Source organism: Enterobacillus tribolii (assembly GCF_003363015.1).
Classification (GTDB): Bacteria; Pseudomonadota; Gammaproteobacteria; order Enterobacterales; family Enterobacteriaceae; genus Enterobacillus; species Enterobacillus tribolii.
In genome coordinates this window covers 1-19,697 of sequence record NZ_QRAP01000002.1, presented here as the reverse complement: position 1 = coordinate 19,697, position 19,697 = coordinate 1, and the positions used below count along the sequence as shown (strand labels likewise).

The window sequence follows — 19,697 nt, the reverse complement described above, 5'->3', positions numbered from 1 at the left end:
ATTTGGCATAAGCGCATACGCACATCATCAGCCAAAGGATGATGACGAGTAGCAAGCCGTTGAGTTTTAAATATCAATAGTCAGTTAATTAACCGGGTATTTACGCCTGCGTTGTTTCATTAATTAATTGCGCACATTTTTCCACGACGACGTCTAGTGAAGCGTGAATATCTATGCTGGTCACGTCTTTTTCCGTTGCATCCGGTAATTCCAATGCGGAGAATTGAGAGTCCAGCATTTGCGGGCGGAAAAAATGCCCTTTGCGCTGTTTTAGCCGCTCCTCAATAACCCCATACTCCCCATTCATAAACAGAAAGGAAAGATGTGGATTTCCCTGACGTAAAATATCACGGTAACGCTTTTTCAACGCAGAACACACCAACAATGAAGCAGGATTAGTGCGCAGCATGGCATAAGCCGCCTCGTTCAGCGCCTGCAGCCAGGGAAGACGCTCATCATCGTTTAAGGCATTTCCGCCCGCCATTTTGTCAACGTTGGCGCGGGGGTGCAGAAAGTCACCGTCCAGGCACGGTATTCCCAGGCGCTGGCTCAGTTTCTGCGCCACGACAGATTTACCGCTGCCGGAGACCCCCATGATAACGAATAAACGATGCTTACCCGCCGCCGGCCGGTTATTAATATCGTTGCTATGATCCATTTTATTTACCACCCTCAGAGTTTGGGTAATATCTGCCTTTGGCAACGGTATTAATACCGTTGTCTGAAATAAATTCCCGTATGTGTCAGATAATGTATTAACGAACCGACTGGCGGCTTACCAGCGTCGGAACAAATAACATTTCCTCCGGTGCAATCGCCGGCTCTTCAATACGTACCAGCAAACGATCCACCATCAGCTCCGCCATTTTCGCCAGCGGCGGCATGACGGACGTCAACCCCGGATTAATCAGTTCCGACAGCGGAATATTATCGATGCCTACCACTGAAATATCCCCGGGAACCGAGATGTTAGCGTCACGTAGCCCAACCAGCAGGCCGATCCCCAGCGCGTCGTTTATTGCCACGACCCCGTCCGGATGTGGTGAGATGTCCAGCACTTTACCGGCCAGCGCGCGGCCAAGCTCGCTCATTTCAGTATCGCCGTAGGCAGAGAGCGCCTTGCCCTCAATAATACGGTGCTCGCAGGGCAGGCCGCTGTCGCGCAGCGCCTCAAGAAACCCGCCGATTTTATGGCTGCGGCTGACCGTCGGCGTCGCTTCCGTAACGAAAACGATGTTACGGCATCCCCGGTCAATCAGGTGCTGCGCGGCCTGCCGTCCGGCTTCGACGTTATCCATCGAAACGCTGTCGAAAGGCATCGCATTGTATACGTCGCCGCCGGGCATACGGCTGTCGTAGTTGATCATGATCATGCCCTGCGCCGCCGCACTGGCAAAATAGGGTTTCTCCATGTTGCTTGCAGCGACAATCACGCCGCGCACGCCGTGAGACATCATATCTTCCAGAAACGCACGCTCTTCCTCTTCCTGACGGTAAGTGTTCCCCAGCAATACGCGGTACTGGTGCTTTTTAGCGGCCAGATCCACCTCGCGGGCCAACGCCGCAAAGCTGGGGTTGACGATCGAAGGTACCAGCAAACCAATCATCTTCGCCTGGCCGGTTTTCAGTTGCTGCGCCACCCGGTTGGGGTGATAGTTCAGCTCTTTCATGGCCTGCTCAATACGCTCCAGCGTCTCCTGGCGCATCTGATTGGCGCGTCCGTTCAGTACGTTAGACACCGTGCTGACCGAAACGCCGGCGTGTCGGGCGACATCGCGAATGTTTGCCATACCTCTCCTCGTCATAGTGCTTTTTCGTGACAGGCGCTTCCTTGAATGCGCTGTATCAGGGCGCTAATTGCCCGCCGTTTACATCAATGATCTGCCCGGTGATATACCCGCTGAATGCATGGGTGGCCAGAAAAAGATAAGCGGGCGCAACCTCCTCGCTGAGGCCAAAACGCCCCATCGGGATGCTGTTACGCATGTTTTGCAGAACGTCATCACGCTTATCCGCATGAAATCTGGTGTCAATACTACCCGGAGAAACGATGTTGAAGCGAATATTGTCTTTAGTGAATTCTTTCACCCAGTTGCGGTGCATGTTATGAACCCAGGCTTTCGCACTGCCGTACACCCCGGCGCCGATGCCGCCGCCGTCACGCCCGGCGATCGATCCGGTGCTGATCACCGCACTGCTCAGGCCGCTTTCACGGGCAGAAGCACGCAGGTGCGGAATGGCGTATTTGGTCGTCATCAGCACCGAGCGCACATTAAGATCCATCACCCGCTCATAGAATTCATCATCTATACCTTCCAGTCCGCTGCGCCCCCCGAGACCACCAGCATTATTGATCAGCACATCCATTCCACCGAAGTGCTGCACGAAATCGCTCACCACGTTTTCGCAATTCTCTGATCGGCTCAGGTCGCCGCTGAACTGGGTAAACCGGCCGGGCAGGGCATTCAGTTCATCCAGCACCTGAGGCGCGGTAATCGTACTACGCCCGTTGATGCCGACCTGCGCGCCGTAGCGTAAAAACAGCTTCGCGATCGCCAGCCCGATTCCGGCGGAAGAGCCGGTAATCAACACGCGTTTCCCCTGAATTTCACTTAACATAGCATTCTCCGTCGTTCTTTAATTTGCCCGCGTCCGCTTAGCCGGCATCAGTATCCGGCCAACCCCGGAAGCCAGGTGGTCAACGTCGGTACTAACGCGACGATAACGATGCCGACGAACACCACGGCCAGATATTTCGCCATCGGGCGGATAACGTTCTTCATTTCCACGCCGCAAATCGCACAGGTGGTGTACAGTCCCAGCCCGATCGGCGGGGAGAACAGCCCGAACCCCATCGCCAGAATCATGATGATGCCGAAGTGCAGCGGATTAAATCCGAGCTGAACCGCGATAGGCACCAGAATCGGAGCGAAGATGATCAGCGCAGGCGCGCCTTCCAGCACCGCACCGAAGATGATCAGAATGATGATGGTCAGCAGCAGGAACAGCCAGGCGCCCTGTTCGATACCGATACCCACCATGAACTCCGCGATTTGCTGCGGGATCATCTGGATAGTCAGCGCATAAGAGAGGCTGGTCGCACACGCGACGATGAACAGCAACACGCCGGACATCGCCGCAATGTCGATAAACATTTTTACCGTGGCTTTCAGCGTTAATTCGCGAAACGCCAGGCGCCCGACCACGATGGCGTACACCACGGCAAAGGCTGAGATTTCCGTTGAGGTCGCAATGCCCATCATGACGCCACGGCCGATCATAAAGATCATCACCAGGCCGACCGCGGCGCCGAGGTAAAGCTGAACGCGCGGACGCATTACCGGATACGCTTCGCTGACGTTAATCCGGCCACCGAAACGGTTGGCAGCAATCAGCAGCAGAACCAGCAAACAGGCCGCAGGCACCAACCCGGCGATAAACAGCGCGCCGATAGAGATGTTCGCCACGAATCCCATAACAATCAGGTTCACGCAGGGCGGGATGGTTTCCGCCATCACCGCCGAAGCGGCAAAAACCCCCGCGGCCTCTTCGCTGTCTTGCCTGGCGCGACGCACCGCCGGCATCAGAACACCGCCGACCGCCGCCACGTCTGCCAGTTTGGAACCGGAGATACCGGAAAAGAACGCCATGGAAAGGACGGTCGTCATGTTCAGGCCGCCGCGAAAGCGCCCCATTCCCCGCACGATGAGCTCCACCAGGCGGGTCGACATGCCGTTGATCTCCATTGCCGCACCGGCCAGCAGGAAGAAAGGAATGGCAAGCAGCACGAAGTGGTCAACGCCCGCGGCAACCTGCTGGGAGAAGAACACAAAAGGCAGCGAAGGATCGCAGATAAAGAACACCATCGCCGACATGCCGAGGGTAAATGCAATCGGCACACCAGCCAGAATCCCAAGCAAAAAGCAGATCAGCATCAGGCCGGCGGCGGCGCTGGCGGGATCGGCCATCAGCGAAAGTTTCAGGTAGCCGAGAAGTGCCAGAACCAGAATACCCGCACCGCTCAGCAACACGATACGTGAGCGCTCGCGCAGAGCGTGTTCCAGCGCAGCGACCATCATCACCACGGAACCTATCAGCACCGGGATGACATAGATAACCTGCGGAAGCCCGGTTTCCGTTGTTTGTACCCGCGCAGCCTGAACCAGGTCATAGCTGGAGACAACCAACCCAACCGAAACCAGAAACAGAATCCAGCGGCTGGCGTGGATGACATAAGGCCGTACATGCTCCGGCAGATAACGCAGGAACAAATCGACCCCGATATGCCCGCCGCGCCCGGTTGACGTCGCTACGCCGAAAAAGACCAGTGCAATCATCATGGCGCGTGCGACTTCTTCCGCCCAGTGTATCGGCGAGTGCAGCATATAGCGCCAAATCACGGAGGCAAATACCACCAGTACGTTAATAAGCAGCACCAACGCCCCCGCATAGGACGTCAGCGTAGTAAGGAACCGGCTAAGCCGGCTCAGGAAAAAGATGGGTTTAACCTCATCTTTTTCCATCACAGATGCGTTTGCCATAGTGAACCTCTCCGTTCGGTTCTTGGGAAAACGGGCCTGCTGCATCCGTCGGTATCAGTAGCAGGCGTAAGCCGGTCAATTATTCAGCGGCAGGAACACTGTTAATTTCGTCGACGATCGGTTTCATTTGAGGATATTGCGCGAGGAACTTGTCCCACACCGGCTGAACTTGCTGGCGGAAATAATCCCGGTCGATTTCACGGAAGACGACGCCTTTCTCTTCCAGATCCTTGATCGCCTGTTGCTCCATGCGATGGGACTGCAAGCGTTCATATTCCGTCGCCTCTTTAGCCGCCGCCAGCACATCGGCGCGCAGTGGCTCCGGAATTTGCTGGAAGCTGTTCTTGTTCATCGCGATCATCACCGGGTTATAGATATGGCGGGTCAGCGTGGCATTTTTTACGATTTCATAATATTTGCTGGCGTAGACGGTGGCAGAGTCGTGCTCAACGCCGTCGATCACCCCCATCTGCAGGCTGGAGTAAACCTCACCGCCGGGCATGGGAATCGCCACTGCGCCCATATGATTGAGGGTGGCAATAAAGTTTGGTACCGGTAACACCCTGATTTTCTGATTCTTCAGATCATCCGGCTTTTCAATCGGCTTTTTGGAATAGATGTTGCGCGAACCCAGGCTATAGCCATAACCCAGCACCATTACGTTGGCTTTCTTCATCATCAGGTCAGACAGTTGTTCACCGGCCTTGCCGTCCAGCGCCTTACCGACCTGATCGTAATCTTTGAATAGATACCCCAGATCCAGAACGCCAATCTCCGGCACCAGGGTTGCCCAGATGGAAGTGCCGGAAATCATCATGCCGATGGCGCCGATACGTACCTGTTGGGTGGCATCGGCTTCTTTCCCCAACATGCCGTTGGGAAAATAATTCAGCTTCAGTTGCCCCTTCAGCTTGTCGTTGTTGTTCACGTTGTCCTGAAAACGTTTAAACCAAACGTAATGCGCTGAAGTTTCGTCGGCGGGCAGCGAGGAATAAACACGTAAGTTCACGGCAGCTTGTGCGGAGCTGAATACCATGCTCCCTGCGGCCAACACGGTTCCCAAACATGCATAAGTCATCATACGGTATAGCGGATGCTGGTTAGTTTTCATCATGGTCATCCTTTAACAATCAATAAGATAAAGTTCCTGTACCGGGAAGCGCCAACCCCGTCCAGGGCATCAGAATCAGGGCTTTTAAAAGCGGTAGACAATTTACTGTAACGTTTTAGTGTAACGTCACAGTAAACGTATAGAGGCGGTGTATAAAAAGCAAGCGCCTTTAAATCAGGGAAGCAGGAAGATTAAAAATTTGCAGGGAAGATCACTGATTGTGATGTGACGATAAAAGAGTTGCAGACCGGTTTTGGGAAACTGCTATCAATACTCTGGATTCTTGTTCAATCTTTACCATTTCATAAGTTTATATAATTAATCGTATAACTTTCCGCATAATCAGGCGTTCGGTGAACACCAGGTTAATCCCCGCCGGAAGGAAGGACTTTACGCCGCACCAGGTAAAGCAGAGAATTGACGCTCTTTCCGTCCAAAAGGGCGAAGAGGCGCTCAAGCAAAGGATAATGTATGAAATTTAACAATTCTGTTGGAACACTTTTTCTTATTCTGTCTGCCATATTGCTGCTACCCGTCAATGCATTCGCCACCCGGATCTTAACTTACAGCGATCATGAGTCGCTGGGTAACATGCGTACCCGCTTCCTCAACGATGTCCTCTTTCCCGCCATTGAGAAGGAATCGGGCGGTCGGCTGAAAATAGAGGCTCACTGGGGAGGTGAACTTAGCGCCGGTTATGATGCATTACGCTATGTTGGTAAGGACGGAAAAGTAGATCTGGCCGTTGTTGTTCCCGAATACGCGGCTAATGATCTTCCCCTGAACCAAATATTCAAAAGTTTTCCTGTTGGCCCCAGCGGAAATGCGCAGGTCGCGTTCTTTCGTCGCGTGTATAGCACTATCCCGGCATTTCCGGCTGAACTGAAGAAAAACAATGTGGTCCCCATTTTTCTCGCGACCGGCTATCCACTGTCCTTTTTCAGCACCAAAACAATGGCTGCCCTGAATGATATAAAAGGGGGAACATGGCGTTCCGCCAGCTTCTGGCACCGTGATTTCCTGCAAAATGCAGGTGCTAATCCGGTAACGATGCCCTGGGGCGAGGAAACATATCAGGCACTGAAAAGCGGTGCTATTGATGGCATGATGCTAAATGTTGACAGCGGCTACGATTTGAAAGCCTATCAGTTTGCACCCAGTGTATTGATTTCAAAAGATCTGTGGCTGGGGCACCTCTACATTCTGGCAATGAACGAAAAAACCTGGAACAAACTCTCCACAAAAGATCAGATCGCAATCCAGCGTGCTGCACAAACCGCGTATCAGTCCCTGGGGGCGGTGATGGACAGCAGCTTTAACACTCAGATAGACGATTTACGCAAAGCTGGTGCAACGGTACGCATTCTGAAACCAGAAGAGGTTACACAATGGAAAACTGCCACTCGTTACCAGGCTGCGCAGGATAAATGGGTAAAGGAACAGGAAGCGAAAGGAACCAAAGATGCAGGGAGTGTGATGGCGCAAGTTGGCATCATTATGGATGAAATGATGAATAATTAGGTCGGTGCGAACAACAAGTACGTTATGGCTTTTTTTTGTGAGGATCGGGATTTTTAGGAAGGATATCAGGGTTGTAAAAATCATATTCCCGAATATCCTTTTCAGTATAATGGATACTCCCCGCGCACTCCATCTTAATATATGGCCAAGCATATATTATGCGCTGCAGAAATAACCACCCCAAAGACAAAGATAAATTTATTTAATTTACGCATAAGATAATACACCTCCTTTTGCATCATCTATATATGAACCATTAGCTGTAGCAATGCCAACAATCCCAGAGCGAAAATCACACTATGGCCTAATTGTCTGCATAAAATTGGGCAGCACACCTTTGCGGGGCTTAGCATCTCAAAGAGATTCTGAATAGATCCAAAAAACCCGGAGGAGTAAACCGCCCCCATAACCGTAAGCATTTCCTGTGTCCTCCCGCAGATTTTTAAATACCGCGCCAGCACGTTATTTACCAATAACACAGCGTAATCACCCCCTGAGGTAAAAAACAAAAGCGCCCGGAAAACTTCCGGCATTCAAATAATTCGGCCGAGAGGGGTTGTGCCAGCATCAGCGTATAATGCCCGGAGGCCGGATCGATGTCAGTGATAGTCGCCGAGCTGAAGTCGATAAAGCGCCGGATTTGAGGATAAAGCGCCTTAAAAAGGCTCTCCTTTGCGGAAAATAGCAGCGTCATAGCCTGTTCATAGGGTAAACATGACGCCCGCAACAGTGCTTCCTCTTCAGGGCTGCAAAACACGGCTTTAATCCGTTGCAGGCGTTCCGAATCAATGATGGACTCAATATCGACACCTGCGCAACGGTATTGCTCACCGTATGCCGCCAGACATACGGCGCTGTATCGATGGTGGGATAGCGAGGCGGCGACCCCGGAAGGCCAGATAGGCTCACGGTTTGCGCCAATGGGGATCCCGGTCGTCAACACACCTAATCTCTCCAGCGTTAAGCCCGCAATATAGCGCCCGGCAAGAAACTCAGCCTGCCTTATAGTGACGGCTCTGCGGATATTATCCGGATAACAAATACCATAGTGATGGTAGAGGTGCGGATGAAAATGTTGAATGGAAAAATCGCACATAAATAAACGGGGGATATGAAAGGGTATCGCCGACTCACGGTGAAACGTTAGCTCGGACACCCTGGTAATAAACCGATCAGTCATCTGTGAAATAACCTTGCCGGAAGCGTTCCGGTTTTATCCATTTGGCGCGCCGTCGCTCCCGTACCGGCTAAAACAGCACGGGAGCGACAACATACATCACGCAAACAATCGCTGCTGAATTTCACATAAATGGCGGGCTGTCGCATCCAGCAAGGACAGCGCAATGTTGTCTACATGGCGCTGCTGCCAGTGCTCCATATCAGTGCCCTTCACCCACTGATTAAATGCGCCAATCGCCGGCCCGGTCTGCACCTGATAATTCACGATATCGTCCGGAGAATTACTGAACGACAGGAGTGTGGAATAAGAGAAGTACCAGCGGAAGATGCGCGCCATGCGCACTTTAGGGTTCGCCGACGCCAGGGCAACGTCTTTGTCCCGGCCGGCTGCTTTCAGGTATTTCAGGCACTCTTCCCAAACCTCATCCAACGAACGCTTAAACACCGTGCGCTCCAGTTTGCTTCTCTCCGCCTCCGGAATAGCCTCAATGCTGTCATAATGGGTATACAGCGCATAAAGCCGGTTGGCGCGCATCGGGAACAGAACTTTCTTTTTCAGAACCTGCACACGTGAACCAAACTCAAACATATCGCCCGCCGGCGCATAGGCCATATCGTGAATACTGGTGTCCTGTAAAAGCGCCTTGACCATTTCCGTCGCACCGGACTCTACGGAACACTGGTTAATCGACCCTGTGAGAATAAAATCAGCCCCCATCGCGAACGCGGCGGCGGCAGCCTCCGGTGCGCCAATCCCGCCGCCCAGCCCAATGCAGAGCGGCGTCTGATACTGATAACGCTCAGCGAGCGTCCTGCGCAGTTGCAACATTGTGGGCAACAAGATGGTCGGAATACCGCCGTCCGTATGTCCGCCGGAGTCCGCTTCCACGCAAATCTCATGGCTCATCGGCGTCTCACGGGCCATTTCAGCCTGCCCGGCGCTGATTGCGCCCTCGGCCAGTAAAATATTGATTAAATGCGCCGGAATCGGGCTCATAAAGGCTTCCGCCACCTCCAGGCGCGATACCTTGCCTAAGACGTGGTTTCTGCAACACACTTTCCCTTCTGCATCCCGGTACAGCCCCTTAATGCGAAACAGCGCGAGAGGCAGTGTCATTTGCATAAATGCGGCGGCCTCCACATAACGCACGCCGTATTTCAAAAACAACTCAACCGTCGCCCTCTCCTGCTCAGGATCGTCGTGATTGGCCAGCAGGTTGACGCCCCAGGATTGACCTTCGCTCAGCTGATTTTGTATACGCTGAATGGCGCTTTCAATTTCAGGCAGACTAAGCCCGCCAGCACCGAAATACCCTATCATCCCAGCCTTCCCCATCCGGACGACCAACTCCACCGACGAGGTGGCCCGGAACATAGCCCCGGCAATATAGGCATATTTCAGGCCATAGCGCTGCCTGAACACCGCGCTGCCAAGCCTGCGCGCATCCCCACCCGGCGACGGCGTATCGTCAGCCAGCGTGCCGGGGCGAGGCTCATCAGCCTGCTGCTTCTGAACCGGTTGAGGCGGCGGCGCAACGATAGCGGTTTCCGTACGACGGATCTCATCTACCATTTTGCCCAACACACGTCCCCCCATACGTTTCGGATCGGCGCCCATTTCAACGTAATCAAACTCCCCCATCCCCATCAGGTAGCGGATACTTTCCGTCCAGCGTACCGGGCTGGCGATCTGTTGCGCCAATAAAGACGCCACCTCTCCGGGCTGATAAGGCCGGGCAGTTACGTTCGCAATTACCGGCAGCACGGGATCGTTCAGCTCAAACTCGCGCAGAAACAGCGCAAACTCCTGCTGGGCCTGGCGCATATGGCGGGAGTGAAATGCCGCGCTGACGTTAAGCCTGACGCAGTTCACATTAAGCGGGCGCAACAACTGCTCCGCCCGCTCAAGCGCCGCAATATCCCCGGCGATAACCGACTGATTAGGTGAGTTTTGGTTGGCGATATCAATCGTCTCCAGCCCTTGCTCACGTAAAAAATCCTGCAGTGCGTCGGCCCGCATCCCCAGCACCGCCGCCATTCCGCCGCCGGAAGCCTCGCTCATGAGTTGGCCGCGCTTTTGTACCAGGCGCAGCCCGGTAGCAAAATCAAATGCCCCACCAGCCAGCAGCGCCGAATACTCACCGAGGCTATGACCGGCCAAGGCATCCGCCTGAATGCCGCTCTCCTGCCAGCGATAAAAATGCAGGGCGTTAACCACATACAACGCAGGCTGGGTGAAATGTGTCAGCCCCAGCTGATTTTGAGGGTCGTTCAGGCACAGATCGCGTATTGAGTAACCGAGGATCTCCGAGGCCTCCTCCGCCAGGGCCGGATAAGCAGCCCATAAATCTTGTCCCATCCCTTTAAACTGAGATCCCTGACCGGGAAAAAGCAGTACTTGCATAATCATTTATTCCTTTAAGCAGGGTAATCAGGCCGCCGTGATTAACAGTTCGTCGAGCACCCGCTCGTCCTGTTTTAACGGGCTGAGAAGGCTTCGCACCGCAGATTGACGGGCCGCAGGCAACATATACTTCAGCAGGGTGGCTGCCGTTCCCGAAGGGCCGGCATCGAGGTAGCGGTAGCCCCCTTCCCGCTCCAGGCGCTGCACGGCATCACGCAGGCAAATCGGCCCACGGGCGATGTTCCACATTATCTGCGGCGAAATGTCACCGCTCACCGGCGCAGCCAGGCATAGGCTAACCGGCATTTTTGCACGACGAAACGCCACGTCGCCGAAGGCATTGAGCACCTCCTGGCATGCGGGTTCGATCCAGCGGGAATGATAAGCACGCGACACGGGCATACGCTGGAAAGGCGCTTTACGTATCGTCAGCCGCGCCTCAACCTGCGCCAGGGCGCTACGCGGGAGCGACAACACAAAATGCGACTCACCGTTAATGGCCGCAATTTCACTGTTAAGCCGGAGCGTATCCTCTTCTTGCCAAAGAGTGACGGGAGCCAACACCGCCACCATAATGCCCCCGGCGCAGCAGCGCTCCATTGCCTGAGCCTGCCGATGCAACGCGACCAGCATCGTTTCATCATCAGAAACGCCGCTGGCGCACAATGCCGCGAATGCCCCCATGCTCAGGCTCAGCACACCATCCGGCCGGCAATCGTAATGAATCAGCGTGTCGGTTATGGCCCGCTCCAGCATGAAAATCGTCAGGCTGGAGAGCACCGTGTCTTCAAAGGGCGTGCTTTTCAGGCGTTCGGGGGCATAAAGCCCCGCAAGCGGCGAAAATCCGAACAGATCTGTCGCCATATGATTAAGCTTGTCCATGCGTTGGCGAAACACGGGATTGGTGGCATACAGCCCTGCCCCCATGTGGTAATACTGGGAGCCTTGCCCGGTATACATAAAAATGGTTTTAACAGGTTGATTATCCATTAACATTTATCCTTATTCCTGTTCAGCCGGCAGCGCCGCCTGAACGCAGCCCTACGTTATTTCACAGGCATTTCACGCAGCCAAACCAGGCGTCCGTGACACTCCGCAATGTCTTGCATCTCAATGGTCAGGCGGTCGCCATCAACATCAATGACCCGTACCCGCTCCTCGCCTTCCAGATCGGGATACGACGCGATATCGATATGATGCGTCACCTCATTTCCTTCGCACGTATAGCGCCCCGAATAACTCGTTCCCTGCATTGAAGCCCGCATATAGCGCAGCAGCCCCCGGCATTTGGCAAACAGCGCTCCTCTGACGTAAAACGCGTCCGACGGAAAGCCGATACGCTTTCTTCCCGAACGCATCAAAATGGCGGACATATACCCGTTCTCGCCGTACACCAGCCGCCCGACCGGGCGTTCGCCGAGCGGGTAAAGACGCTTGCCGTTAACCAGATACTCCACGGACTCAAGCCGCCAACTTCCTATCAACGTTTTCATCATGCTTCCTTATCGCGCGGCCCGGACGGCAGCCGGATGCGACGCACATCGCTCCCGGCGTGCAGTGCGTGCCAATCAATTTCAGCGCCCTTTACCCACCATCCGGCAAGCCTGTTGAGATCGCCATCCGCAATGTAGCGCTGCAATATCATCTGCCGTGCGCCGTCATCCAGCAGGCCATCGAATAACTCCCCGTCCGGCCCGGCCACGCCGGTCATCACGCCGTCCGCCACTTCGCGCTCGTCCAAATAACGGCGCAGAAGCCCGGCAAGCGTCGCCGGGTCATCCGTCACCGCCGCCCACCGATGGCGTCCGGCCACCCGGCCGGTTTGCAGGGTGTACGCCACGTCTGCCAGGCGCAAACGACCGCGTCCGGCAATAAAACGCCGTAGTCTGTGTAACGCGGCGGACAAACCCGCTTCGTCATCAGCAGAAAGTACGATGAGTTGCGCGCGCTGCGCTCCCGGATCGGCGTCGTCCTGAGGGGGAGTAACCCCCTCAATGATTGCGCCGGCATAAAAACCGCCGAATCCCTGCGAATTGATCATGGCGCGCCGCGGCGTTTCCCCCGCTTCCCACGGCGTCAGCGTTGTGGGGGTCCAGAAGGGGGACTGTGGCAGATTTATCGATTTATCCAGCGTGACGCCCTGGCAAAAACCGGGGGTCAGTTGCCCGTGTTGTAATTGCAGGACAACCTTCGCCAACTGAGAAATACCCGAAGCCGCGCCGGCATGGCCGATATTGGACTGCACCGTTCCCAGAGCGCAGAACTGGCGCGCTGAGGTAAAGGTAGCGAAAGCCCGGTTCATCGCGGCAAACTCCAGCGCGTCTCCCGCCGGCAACCCGGCGGCGGCGGCATCAACGTATCCGATAGTGCGCGGATCAACGGCTGCACGGCGGAAATTTTCGCGTATCAGCTCCGCCAGGTTATTCACCGGATTCCCTTGCTCGCCCAGCGGTTCAACAAAGCCGGACACGGTCGAACGAATCAGGGCAATCACGTTATCGCCGTCACGCAGCGCCGCCGACAGCGGCTTCAGCACCACCGCGCCCGCGCCGTCGGCAAACAACATGCCGTCACGCTCTGCGGCGAAGCTACGGCTGTCCGGGTGCCCGCCCATCAGGTTAAAACGGCACAGTAGCCGCCAGGTCGTCTCATCAAACCAGGAGACGCCGCCGGCAATGGCCGTTCCGCACTCTCCGCGCATCAGGCTCTGGCAAGCCAAATGCACGGCGGTCAGGGAAGAGGCGCTGTGCGTATTTACCGACATGCTCGGGCCGGTGAAGCCGAACAGGCCTGAAGCGATGCAGGACATCGCCGCGACGGCTGCCGGAGAATCCAGCATTTGCGGATCTCCGGCAGCACTGGCCTCGCCAACGAACATCCCGACCGGCGCTCCGCTGCGCTGCGCCAGTGTCCCGGCATCATAGCCAGCGTACTCAAGCGCGTTCTGCACGGCCTCAACAAACAGCGCCTGAGCCGGGAACAATTGCCGTGTTTGCGCGCCGCTGAGCGAAGCGTCAATCTCATCCTCACGGACAAAACCACCCCACTTGTTGTAGCTTCCCCCCTGACCGATCGCTTCCTGGCGATCGGGAATATAGAATCCTTCCAGCGGCCAGCGCTCCGGCGGTATCTCCTCAATACAGCTTTCGCCCGTTTTCAGCTTTTGCCATAGCACACCGATATCCGGTGCCTGCGGGAAGTGCGCGCTGATGCCGATAATCGCCACCGGCTCATCACCAGCACTGAATGCCGGTGCTGAGCGGACATCGGCCGGTGCCGGAGCCTCATCAATAACGGGCTGTTCCGGGGGAGCGCCGGCGGGAAGATCGGCGCCTGCATCAGCCAGATAAGCCGCCAACGCCCCCAGGTTCGGTGTTTCAAAGAACACGGCCGGCGTCAGCGCCAGCCCGAAACGGGTATTTAGCTTTTCGCTGAACGACATCAAAATCAGCGAGTTCACGCCAAACTCACTCAGCGGAGCATCAAAATCTAAACTTTCGACCGGCAGTTTGAGTTGTTCGGCCACCATCTCCGCCAGTTCCAGAGCAATCTTCCTGACACGTGCATCACGCGGTTCTGTCGCGCACTCCGGCGCCGTATTGCCCTCCCTGAAAGCCAGCACAATCTGCTGCCCCCAGGCGTGGATCGCCGCAGCGGGGAACGCCACCGAACGCCACCCGTCTTCCTGCAGGATCTGCTGCCAGACAGCCGGCGCCACAGCGGGCGTTCCAGGCAAGCGCAGCGCCTCGTCCTCAAATAACCACCAACCCTCGAGCAACGCGAAGCTCAGGTGCGTGAACATGCTGGAGCCGGAGATTTCATTCAACAGCAGCAACCCGTTGGGTTTCAGTAACTGCCGGGTATGGTTCAGGGAGCGCCGGATATCCCGGGTGGCATGCAACACATTGGCGGCAATGACGACATCGTAACTCTCCGGTACAACCCCCTGCTCCCCGGGAGACTCTTCGATATTCAGCTTATGGGTACGCAGGTACGGCGCCTTGGTCAGATAATTTTTCTGCCCGTAATGGAGGAAAAAATCGGAGATATCGGTATAGGTATACTCACTGATATTCCCGGCCACAGGAGCAAGCCGATCAAAAATCAACGCGCTGGTCCCGCCCGTCCCCGCACCAACCTCAAGTATCCGCAATCTGGCCTGCGGATCCTGTGCCAGGCGGGCCTGAATGTAGTTTTCAAGCCGCTCCGCCAGCACGCCGTTGAACCTGTCGGCGACGGGATTATTGCGGTAAACATTTTCAAGCAGCGCCATCTGGTCTTTAGCAAACAGCACCTCGACGGCTTGCTTCTCACCACGCAAAATCTCAGCGAGAGACTGCAGCAAAGGCCCCATTAGCCTGACCTGCGCCGTCAGCACCGGGTTGGCCTCCAGCGCCTCACGCTGCGCCATCCATTGATCCCACTGGGCCTGCCAGTCCGGCGCAGCGGTTGTGGTGTCGATCCCCCGTTCCTTCAGCATCGCCAGCGTTGCCAGATACCAGCGCCTGAAGGCAGGCGTGACCTTCGTTTCATCCGCCAGCCATCCCAGGTTCCCTATCTGCGCCCAGGCCAAAAGGGTAAGGTGACGTTCAAAGGCGATCGCATCATCGCTGCCGACGGGCAACGCCTGCTCCGGCACCTGAGCCGGCGTCAGCGCCACCGGAGGAATGGCCGCGGGCGGCAACACCGCCTTCACCGTTGTAACGGCGTCCGGTGCGGGCGCGGGCGGCCTGGCCTGCACGCCCTGCGGCCCCGCCCCGTTAACCCAGTAACGCCCCCGGGAAAAAGGATAGACGGGCAGATGAAGCCGGCGCGGCGGCTGCGGGCCGAACATGTCCTGCCACGGCAGAACGTAGCCCTGACAATACATATCCGCCAGCGTCAGCAATGCTTCGCGTACGTCGCCCGGCACCTGCCCCGCGCGGAGCCCGGCCAGCAACGTTTCCCCGTGATTTTGCAGTGACTTCTGCGCCCGGAAATCACGTTTCGTCGTGCCGCTGAACAGATTTGCATGGTCTTCCCCCTGCAACGCCAGCTTCAGCATCGCGCGGGCTCCGGCGCCATCCTGCGCCACCAGCGCACAACGGCAGGCAAAATGATGGCGTCCGTTGAGCAGGGTGTGGCTCATCGCCTGCAGCTCCCCGGCCCCCCACGTTTTCGCTTCCAGCAGCGCACTCAGTTGCCCGATAGACTGCCGCAGCGCATCTTCCGTTTTAGCGGAGAGTACCAGCAGGTGATACGGCAGCGGCGACGCAACCGGCGTGGTTTCAACGGCGGCGGCTTCCGCGCCCAGCACCACGACATGCGCATTGGTGCCACTCATGCCGAAGGCGCTGACCGCCCCCTGCCTTACCGAACCGGCCTTAACCGGCCACGGCCGCGCTTGTTTATTGACGTAAAACGGGCTGTTTTGCCAATCTATATATTGGTTTTCCTGTTCACAGTTCAGGCTCGCCGGAATGGTTTCATGACGCAGCGCCTGTACCAGCGCGACCAGGCTGACCAGCCCGGAGGCTGCCAGCGAATGGCCTACATTGGGTTTGCTTGATGTCAGCGCGCAAAACTCCCGCTGCGCAGCGTAAGGCTTGAACACATCATTCAGCGCATTGATTTCTATCGGATCACCCAGCGGGGTCCCGGTGCCGTGAGTCACGATATAATCGAACCGCTCCGGCGCGATGCGATAACGCCGGTAAATATCCTGCAACAGCCGCACCTGCGCCGTTCCGCTCGGCGCCGTAATTCCCTGGGTTTTACCGTCATAGTTAATGCCGCTGCCGGCAATCACCGCATGAATCGGATCGCCGTCCGCCCTGGCCTGCGACAAGCGCTTAAGCACCAGCGCCACGCAGGCCTCGCCGGGCACCATGCCGTTGGCACGCCGATCAAAGGCATAACAAACGCCGTCAGGCGACGACATCCCGGACATCGCCATCAGGCCAATCGCCATCGGCGTCGCCATCAGGCTGACGCCCGCCGCAATCACCGTATCGCACTCCCGCGTGCGCAGGCTCTGGCAGGCCTGATGAAAAGCCACCAGGCCGGAAGAACAGGCGGTGTTAATCGCCATCGTCGGGCCATGCAGATCCAGCATATAGGCCAGGCGTGAGGCCAAAATGCCGTTATGCCCGGCCGTCAGCGCGCCAACGTCCGGCATTTCACTGAACAACTGGGCATAGTCCCCCTGCTCAACGCCGACGAACATACCGACGTTATGCCGCTTCAGTTGTGCCGCGCCGTAACCGGCATCCTCCAGCGCCCGCCAGGCCTCCTGTAACAGCAAGCGCTGGCGCGGATCCATGATCTCCGCCTCACGCGGTGAAATTTCAAAAAACAGCGGATCGAATTCATCAACACCGGGCATCGACCCCATCAGGTACTTCGCCGCATCGTCCCATTTTCCGTCCGCAGGCAATCGTTCCGCCGGATAAGGCTGAACCACGCAGCGCCCCTGCGCCAGAATCTCCCACAGTTCCCCGGCGTCACGCGCCTGCGGAAAACGACCGCTGATTCCGATAATGGCGATCGGATCGTCCACCCCGTCCGCGCCAGCTGGCGACAACGCCTCGCCCGGCGCCTCTTCAGTGGCGGAAAACGCAGCCGCCGGCCCCCCGTCCGGCGCGGCCATCAGCACATCAGGCGCCTGATAAAACGCCATCATCAGCGTCCGGTGTTCCTCCTCCAGATAATCAGCCAGACGTCCCATCGTGGGATAGTTGAAAAAGACGGAGGGAGGCAAGGAAAAGCCATAATAATCATTAACTTTCTGCGTTATCTCCACCAACCGGATGGAGTCAAACCCGTACTCCGCCAAATTCGCGTCCAGGTCCAGCTCCTCACGCCGAATCCCCAGCAGCAGATGCACCTGTTCCTTCAGATCCCAGGCAATACATTCGCGCAGGCTCAACCCCGCCATCTCCGGATGATACCCCCGGCCGGCGTTTTGCTCCGGCAAGGGCGGGATATCGCCCGCCGGCCGCGCTTTCACCGCCCGGCGCATCAGCGACTGCTGCAGCAACTGCGCCATACGCGCCGCCTCCCCCAGCATGATCAGCGGCTGCGTCCGGTTGTCCATCCTCAGCAGTGTCTCCAGCAGCCGCATCCCGTCATCCGTCTCCAGCGCCCCCTGACCACTGCTCAGCAGATATTGCTCAATGAATCCGGCATACAAATCGTTCATACCGCCGTCGTACCAAAGCGGCCAACCGAGTGTGATAATCCGTTTATGCGGTTGCGCGGCCTGACGCAGCCGCGCCCAGGCCATCATGAAACGGTTTGCCGCCGCATAAGCGCCGCTGCCAAAATCACCGATAGCCGCCGACAGCGAACCGAAATAGCAGGTCACATGCAGAGGTTCATCACGCAATACCTCTTCGAGGATCTGCACGCCAACGGCTTTCGTTGCGAAGATTTGCCCGAACTGCACGTCAGTCGTGCCTGAGATATCGGCCTGTTCAGACAAACCCGCGGCATGAATAACGCCGTCAACCCGATCAAAACGCGCTTTCACTTTGCCGTATGCCTCTGCCATTCCGGCGCGGTCAGTAACATCCGCCTGAACGTACAGTGCACAGGCGCCCAGCGCCTCCAGCTCCGCAACCAACCGCTGCCGGGCGGCGTCCGGCGCGCTTCGCCCGCTCAGAATCAGATTTACCCGGTAGTGAGCGGCCAGATAACGCGCAGTCATCGCACCGATGCCGTTGCAGCCCCCGGTAATCCAGTACGTTCCGCCGTCGCGGAACGGCGGCTCAGCCCCTTCCGGCACGTCCGGCGTCATCGGTGCAATCATGCCGGTATGACGGATGCCCTCCTGATACATCACATCGCACAACTGCTCACCGGCCAGTTCGTCCCACAACCGGCTCAGCCAGACAGAAACGCCGGCCCGTTGACGGCTGCGTTCACTGACGGCCGCAGCGGCCATGTCAGGAAAACTGAACTTCAGCGATCGAACCAGCCCGATACGGGCCTCAAGATAAGCCTGCCCGACATCCTCGCTGCAGTGCCCGGCCCACAGTAACCGGCGGCACGGTATTTCACACAGCTTCAATGCCTTGAGCAGGCGGAACATGCCGGAAAGATCGTTCTGCCCCTCACCGGCCAGAGAACGCAGGTCAAGAAGCGCGTCAATATCGGCTTCCCGCCCGGCAAGGCGCCGCAGCGCATTCAGGTAGCCCTCAACCGACGCGGAACCCGCGTAGTACACGCCCTCATCATCCGCCGCAGTTGTCTCATCGCCGCTGAGGATAAATGAAACCTTAATCGCTGCCGATTTGGCCGCAAAAAAGCGCTTTATCTCCGCAAGCGAAGCGCCATCGCCCGGCAGGCACAAAACGTGCCGGAGAGCAGGTGAGGCAGTACCTTCATGCGCTTGTACCTGCCACTCTTCACAAAAGAAAACCGGCTCATACCGTGGTACCGTCAGGCGGCTCACATCTGCGTTATTTGGCGTGAGCGGGGCCCCGGTTTCCCCGGCGGCCTCATCCGGAACAACAGGGGCGCCCGGCACCCAACAGCGCTCCCTGGCGAATGGATAGACAGGCAGGCTCAGGCGCTGCGGCTTATCCTCCGGCCACAACGCCGGCCAGTCGATCTCCTCGCCCTGCATCCACTGGCGCGCCAGCATCACCAGATTCCCTTCCGCCATCCACCGGTGAATCGCCTCATCCCGCTCGTGCTTGTCGGCGAAGACAACACGCTCACCCCCGCTCTTCTGGCTGTCGTTTGCCGCCTTCACCTGCGCCTGCAGTTGTTCTATCAGCGCCGCCTGCGAATCCGCCACCAACGCCAGCCGGCACCCCATCGCTTCACGCCCGGTTTGCAGCGTCCAGGCCAGGTCGGCGAGATTAACTTCATGTTCACAGAGAAACGCCAGCAGCTGTTCCGCCTGCGTGCGTAAATGCGCCGGCGTCCGCGCCGACAGCACGATAAGCTGCGCGCC

The 19,697-nt window shown here is 56.9% G+C and carries 11 protein-coding genes; 1 reads left to right on the top strand and 10 read right to left on the bottom strand.

Translation table 11 applies throughout. The annotated features are described in order from the left end of the window. Positions 1 to 100: 100 nt before the first annotated feature. The 5 genes from C8D90_RS04755 to C8D90_RS04735 all read right to left on the bottom strand — a co-directional run bounded on the left by C8D90_RS04755 (position 101) and on the right by C8D90_RS04735 (position 5,655). On the bottom strand, positions 101 to 658 hold the full coding sequence (locus C8D90_RS04755; RefSeq protein WP_230472973.1) for a gluconokinase, GntK/IdnK-type: 558 nt from the start codon (positions 656 to 658) through the stop codon (positions 101 to 103). 97 nt (positions 659 to 755) lie between these two features. Further along, positions 756 to 1,805, bottom strand: coding sequence for a LacI family DNA-binding transcriptional regulator (locus tag C8D90_RS04750; RefSeq protein ID WP_115457292.1), 1,050 nt, complete (start codon positions 1,803 to 1,805; stop codon positions 756 to 758). Positions 1,806 to 1,845: 40 nt separating this feature from the next. Continuing rightward, positions 1,846 to 2,619 (bottom strand): SDR family NAD(P)-dependent oxidoreductase, encoded by a 774-nt coding sequence (locus C8D90_RS04745; protein WP_115457291.1) that lies wholly within the window; start codon positions 2,617 to 2,619, stop codon positions 1,846 to 1,848. Positions 2,620 to 2,666: 47 nt separating this feature from the next. Then, positions 2,667 to 4,541 carry a TRAP transporter large permease gene (locus C8D90_RS04740; protein WP_115457290.1) on the bottom strand — a complete coding sequence of 625 codons (1,875 nt, stop codon included), beginning with the start codon at positions 4,539 to 4,541 and terminating at the stop codon, positions 2,667 to 2,669. A gap of 79 nt (positions 4,542 to 4,620) precedes the next feature. Next, on the bottom strand, positions 4,621 to 5,655 hold the full coding sequence (locus C8D90_RS04735; RefSeq protein WP_196238489.1) for a TRAP transporter substrate-binding protein: 1,035 nt from the start codon (positions 5,653 to 5,655) through the stop codon (positions 4,621 to 4,623). Between the two features lie 468 nt (positions 5,656 to 6,123). Between C8D90_RS04735 and dctP the strand changes: the two genes are divergently transcribed. Continuing rightward, positions 6,124 to 7,173: a TRAP transporter substrate-binding protein DctP gene (dctP, locus tag C8D90_RS04730; protein WP_115457289.1), complete on the top strand. Its 1,050-nt coding sequence runs from the start codon at positions 6,124 to 6,126 to the stop codon at positions 7,171 to 7,173. Between the two features lie 466 nt (positions 7,174 to 7,639). Here dctP and C8D90_RS04725 read toward each other — a convergent pair whose 3' ends face one another. From C8D90_RS04725 to C8D90_RS04705, 5 genes are all read right to left on the bottom strand, one after another. After that, the gene (locus tag C8D90_RS04725) at positions 7,640 to 8,353 is read right to left on the bottom strand and encodes a 4'-phosphopantetheinyl transferase family protein (RefSeq protein ID WP_115457288.1); all 714 of its coding nucleotides are present in this window, start codon (positions 8,351 to 8,353) and stop codon (positions 7,640 to 7,642) included. A gap of 96 nt (positions 8,354 to 8,449) precedes the next feature. After that, positions 8,450 to 10,756 (bottom strand): ACP S-malonyltransferase, encoded by a 2,307-nt coding sequence (gene fabD, locus C8D90_RS04720; RefSeq protein WP_115457783.1) that lies wholly within the window; start codon positions 10,754 to 10,756, stop codon positions 8,450 to 8,452. Between the two features lie 27 nt (positions 10,757 to 10,783). Further along, positions 10,784 to 11,746 (bottom strand): acyltransferase domain-containing protein, encoded by a 963-nt coding sequence (locus C8D90_RS04715; RefSeq protein ID WP_162844365.1) that lies wholly within the window; start codon positions 11,744 to 11,746, stop codon positions 10,784 to 10,786. Between the two features lie 56 nt (positions 11,747 to 11,802). Next, a complete protein-coding gene (locus tag C8D90_RS04710) occupies positions 11,803 to 12,249 on the bottom strand; it encodes a lipocalin-like domain-containing protein (RefSeq protein ID WP_162844364.1) in 447 nt (148 codons plus the stop codon). Then, the gene (locus tag C8D90_RS04705; protein ID WP_230472955.1) at positions 12,249 to 19,682 is read right to left on the bottom strand and encodes an SDR family NAD(P)-dependent oxidoreductase; all 7,434 of its coding nucleotides are present in this window, start codon (positions 19,680 to 19,682) and stop codon (positions 12,249 to 12,251) included. Before C8D90_RS04705 ends, C8D90_RS04710 begins: the two co-directional genes overlap by 1 nt. Positions 19,683 to 19,697: the final 15 nt, after the last annotated feature.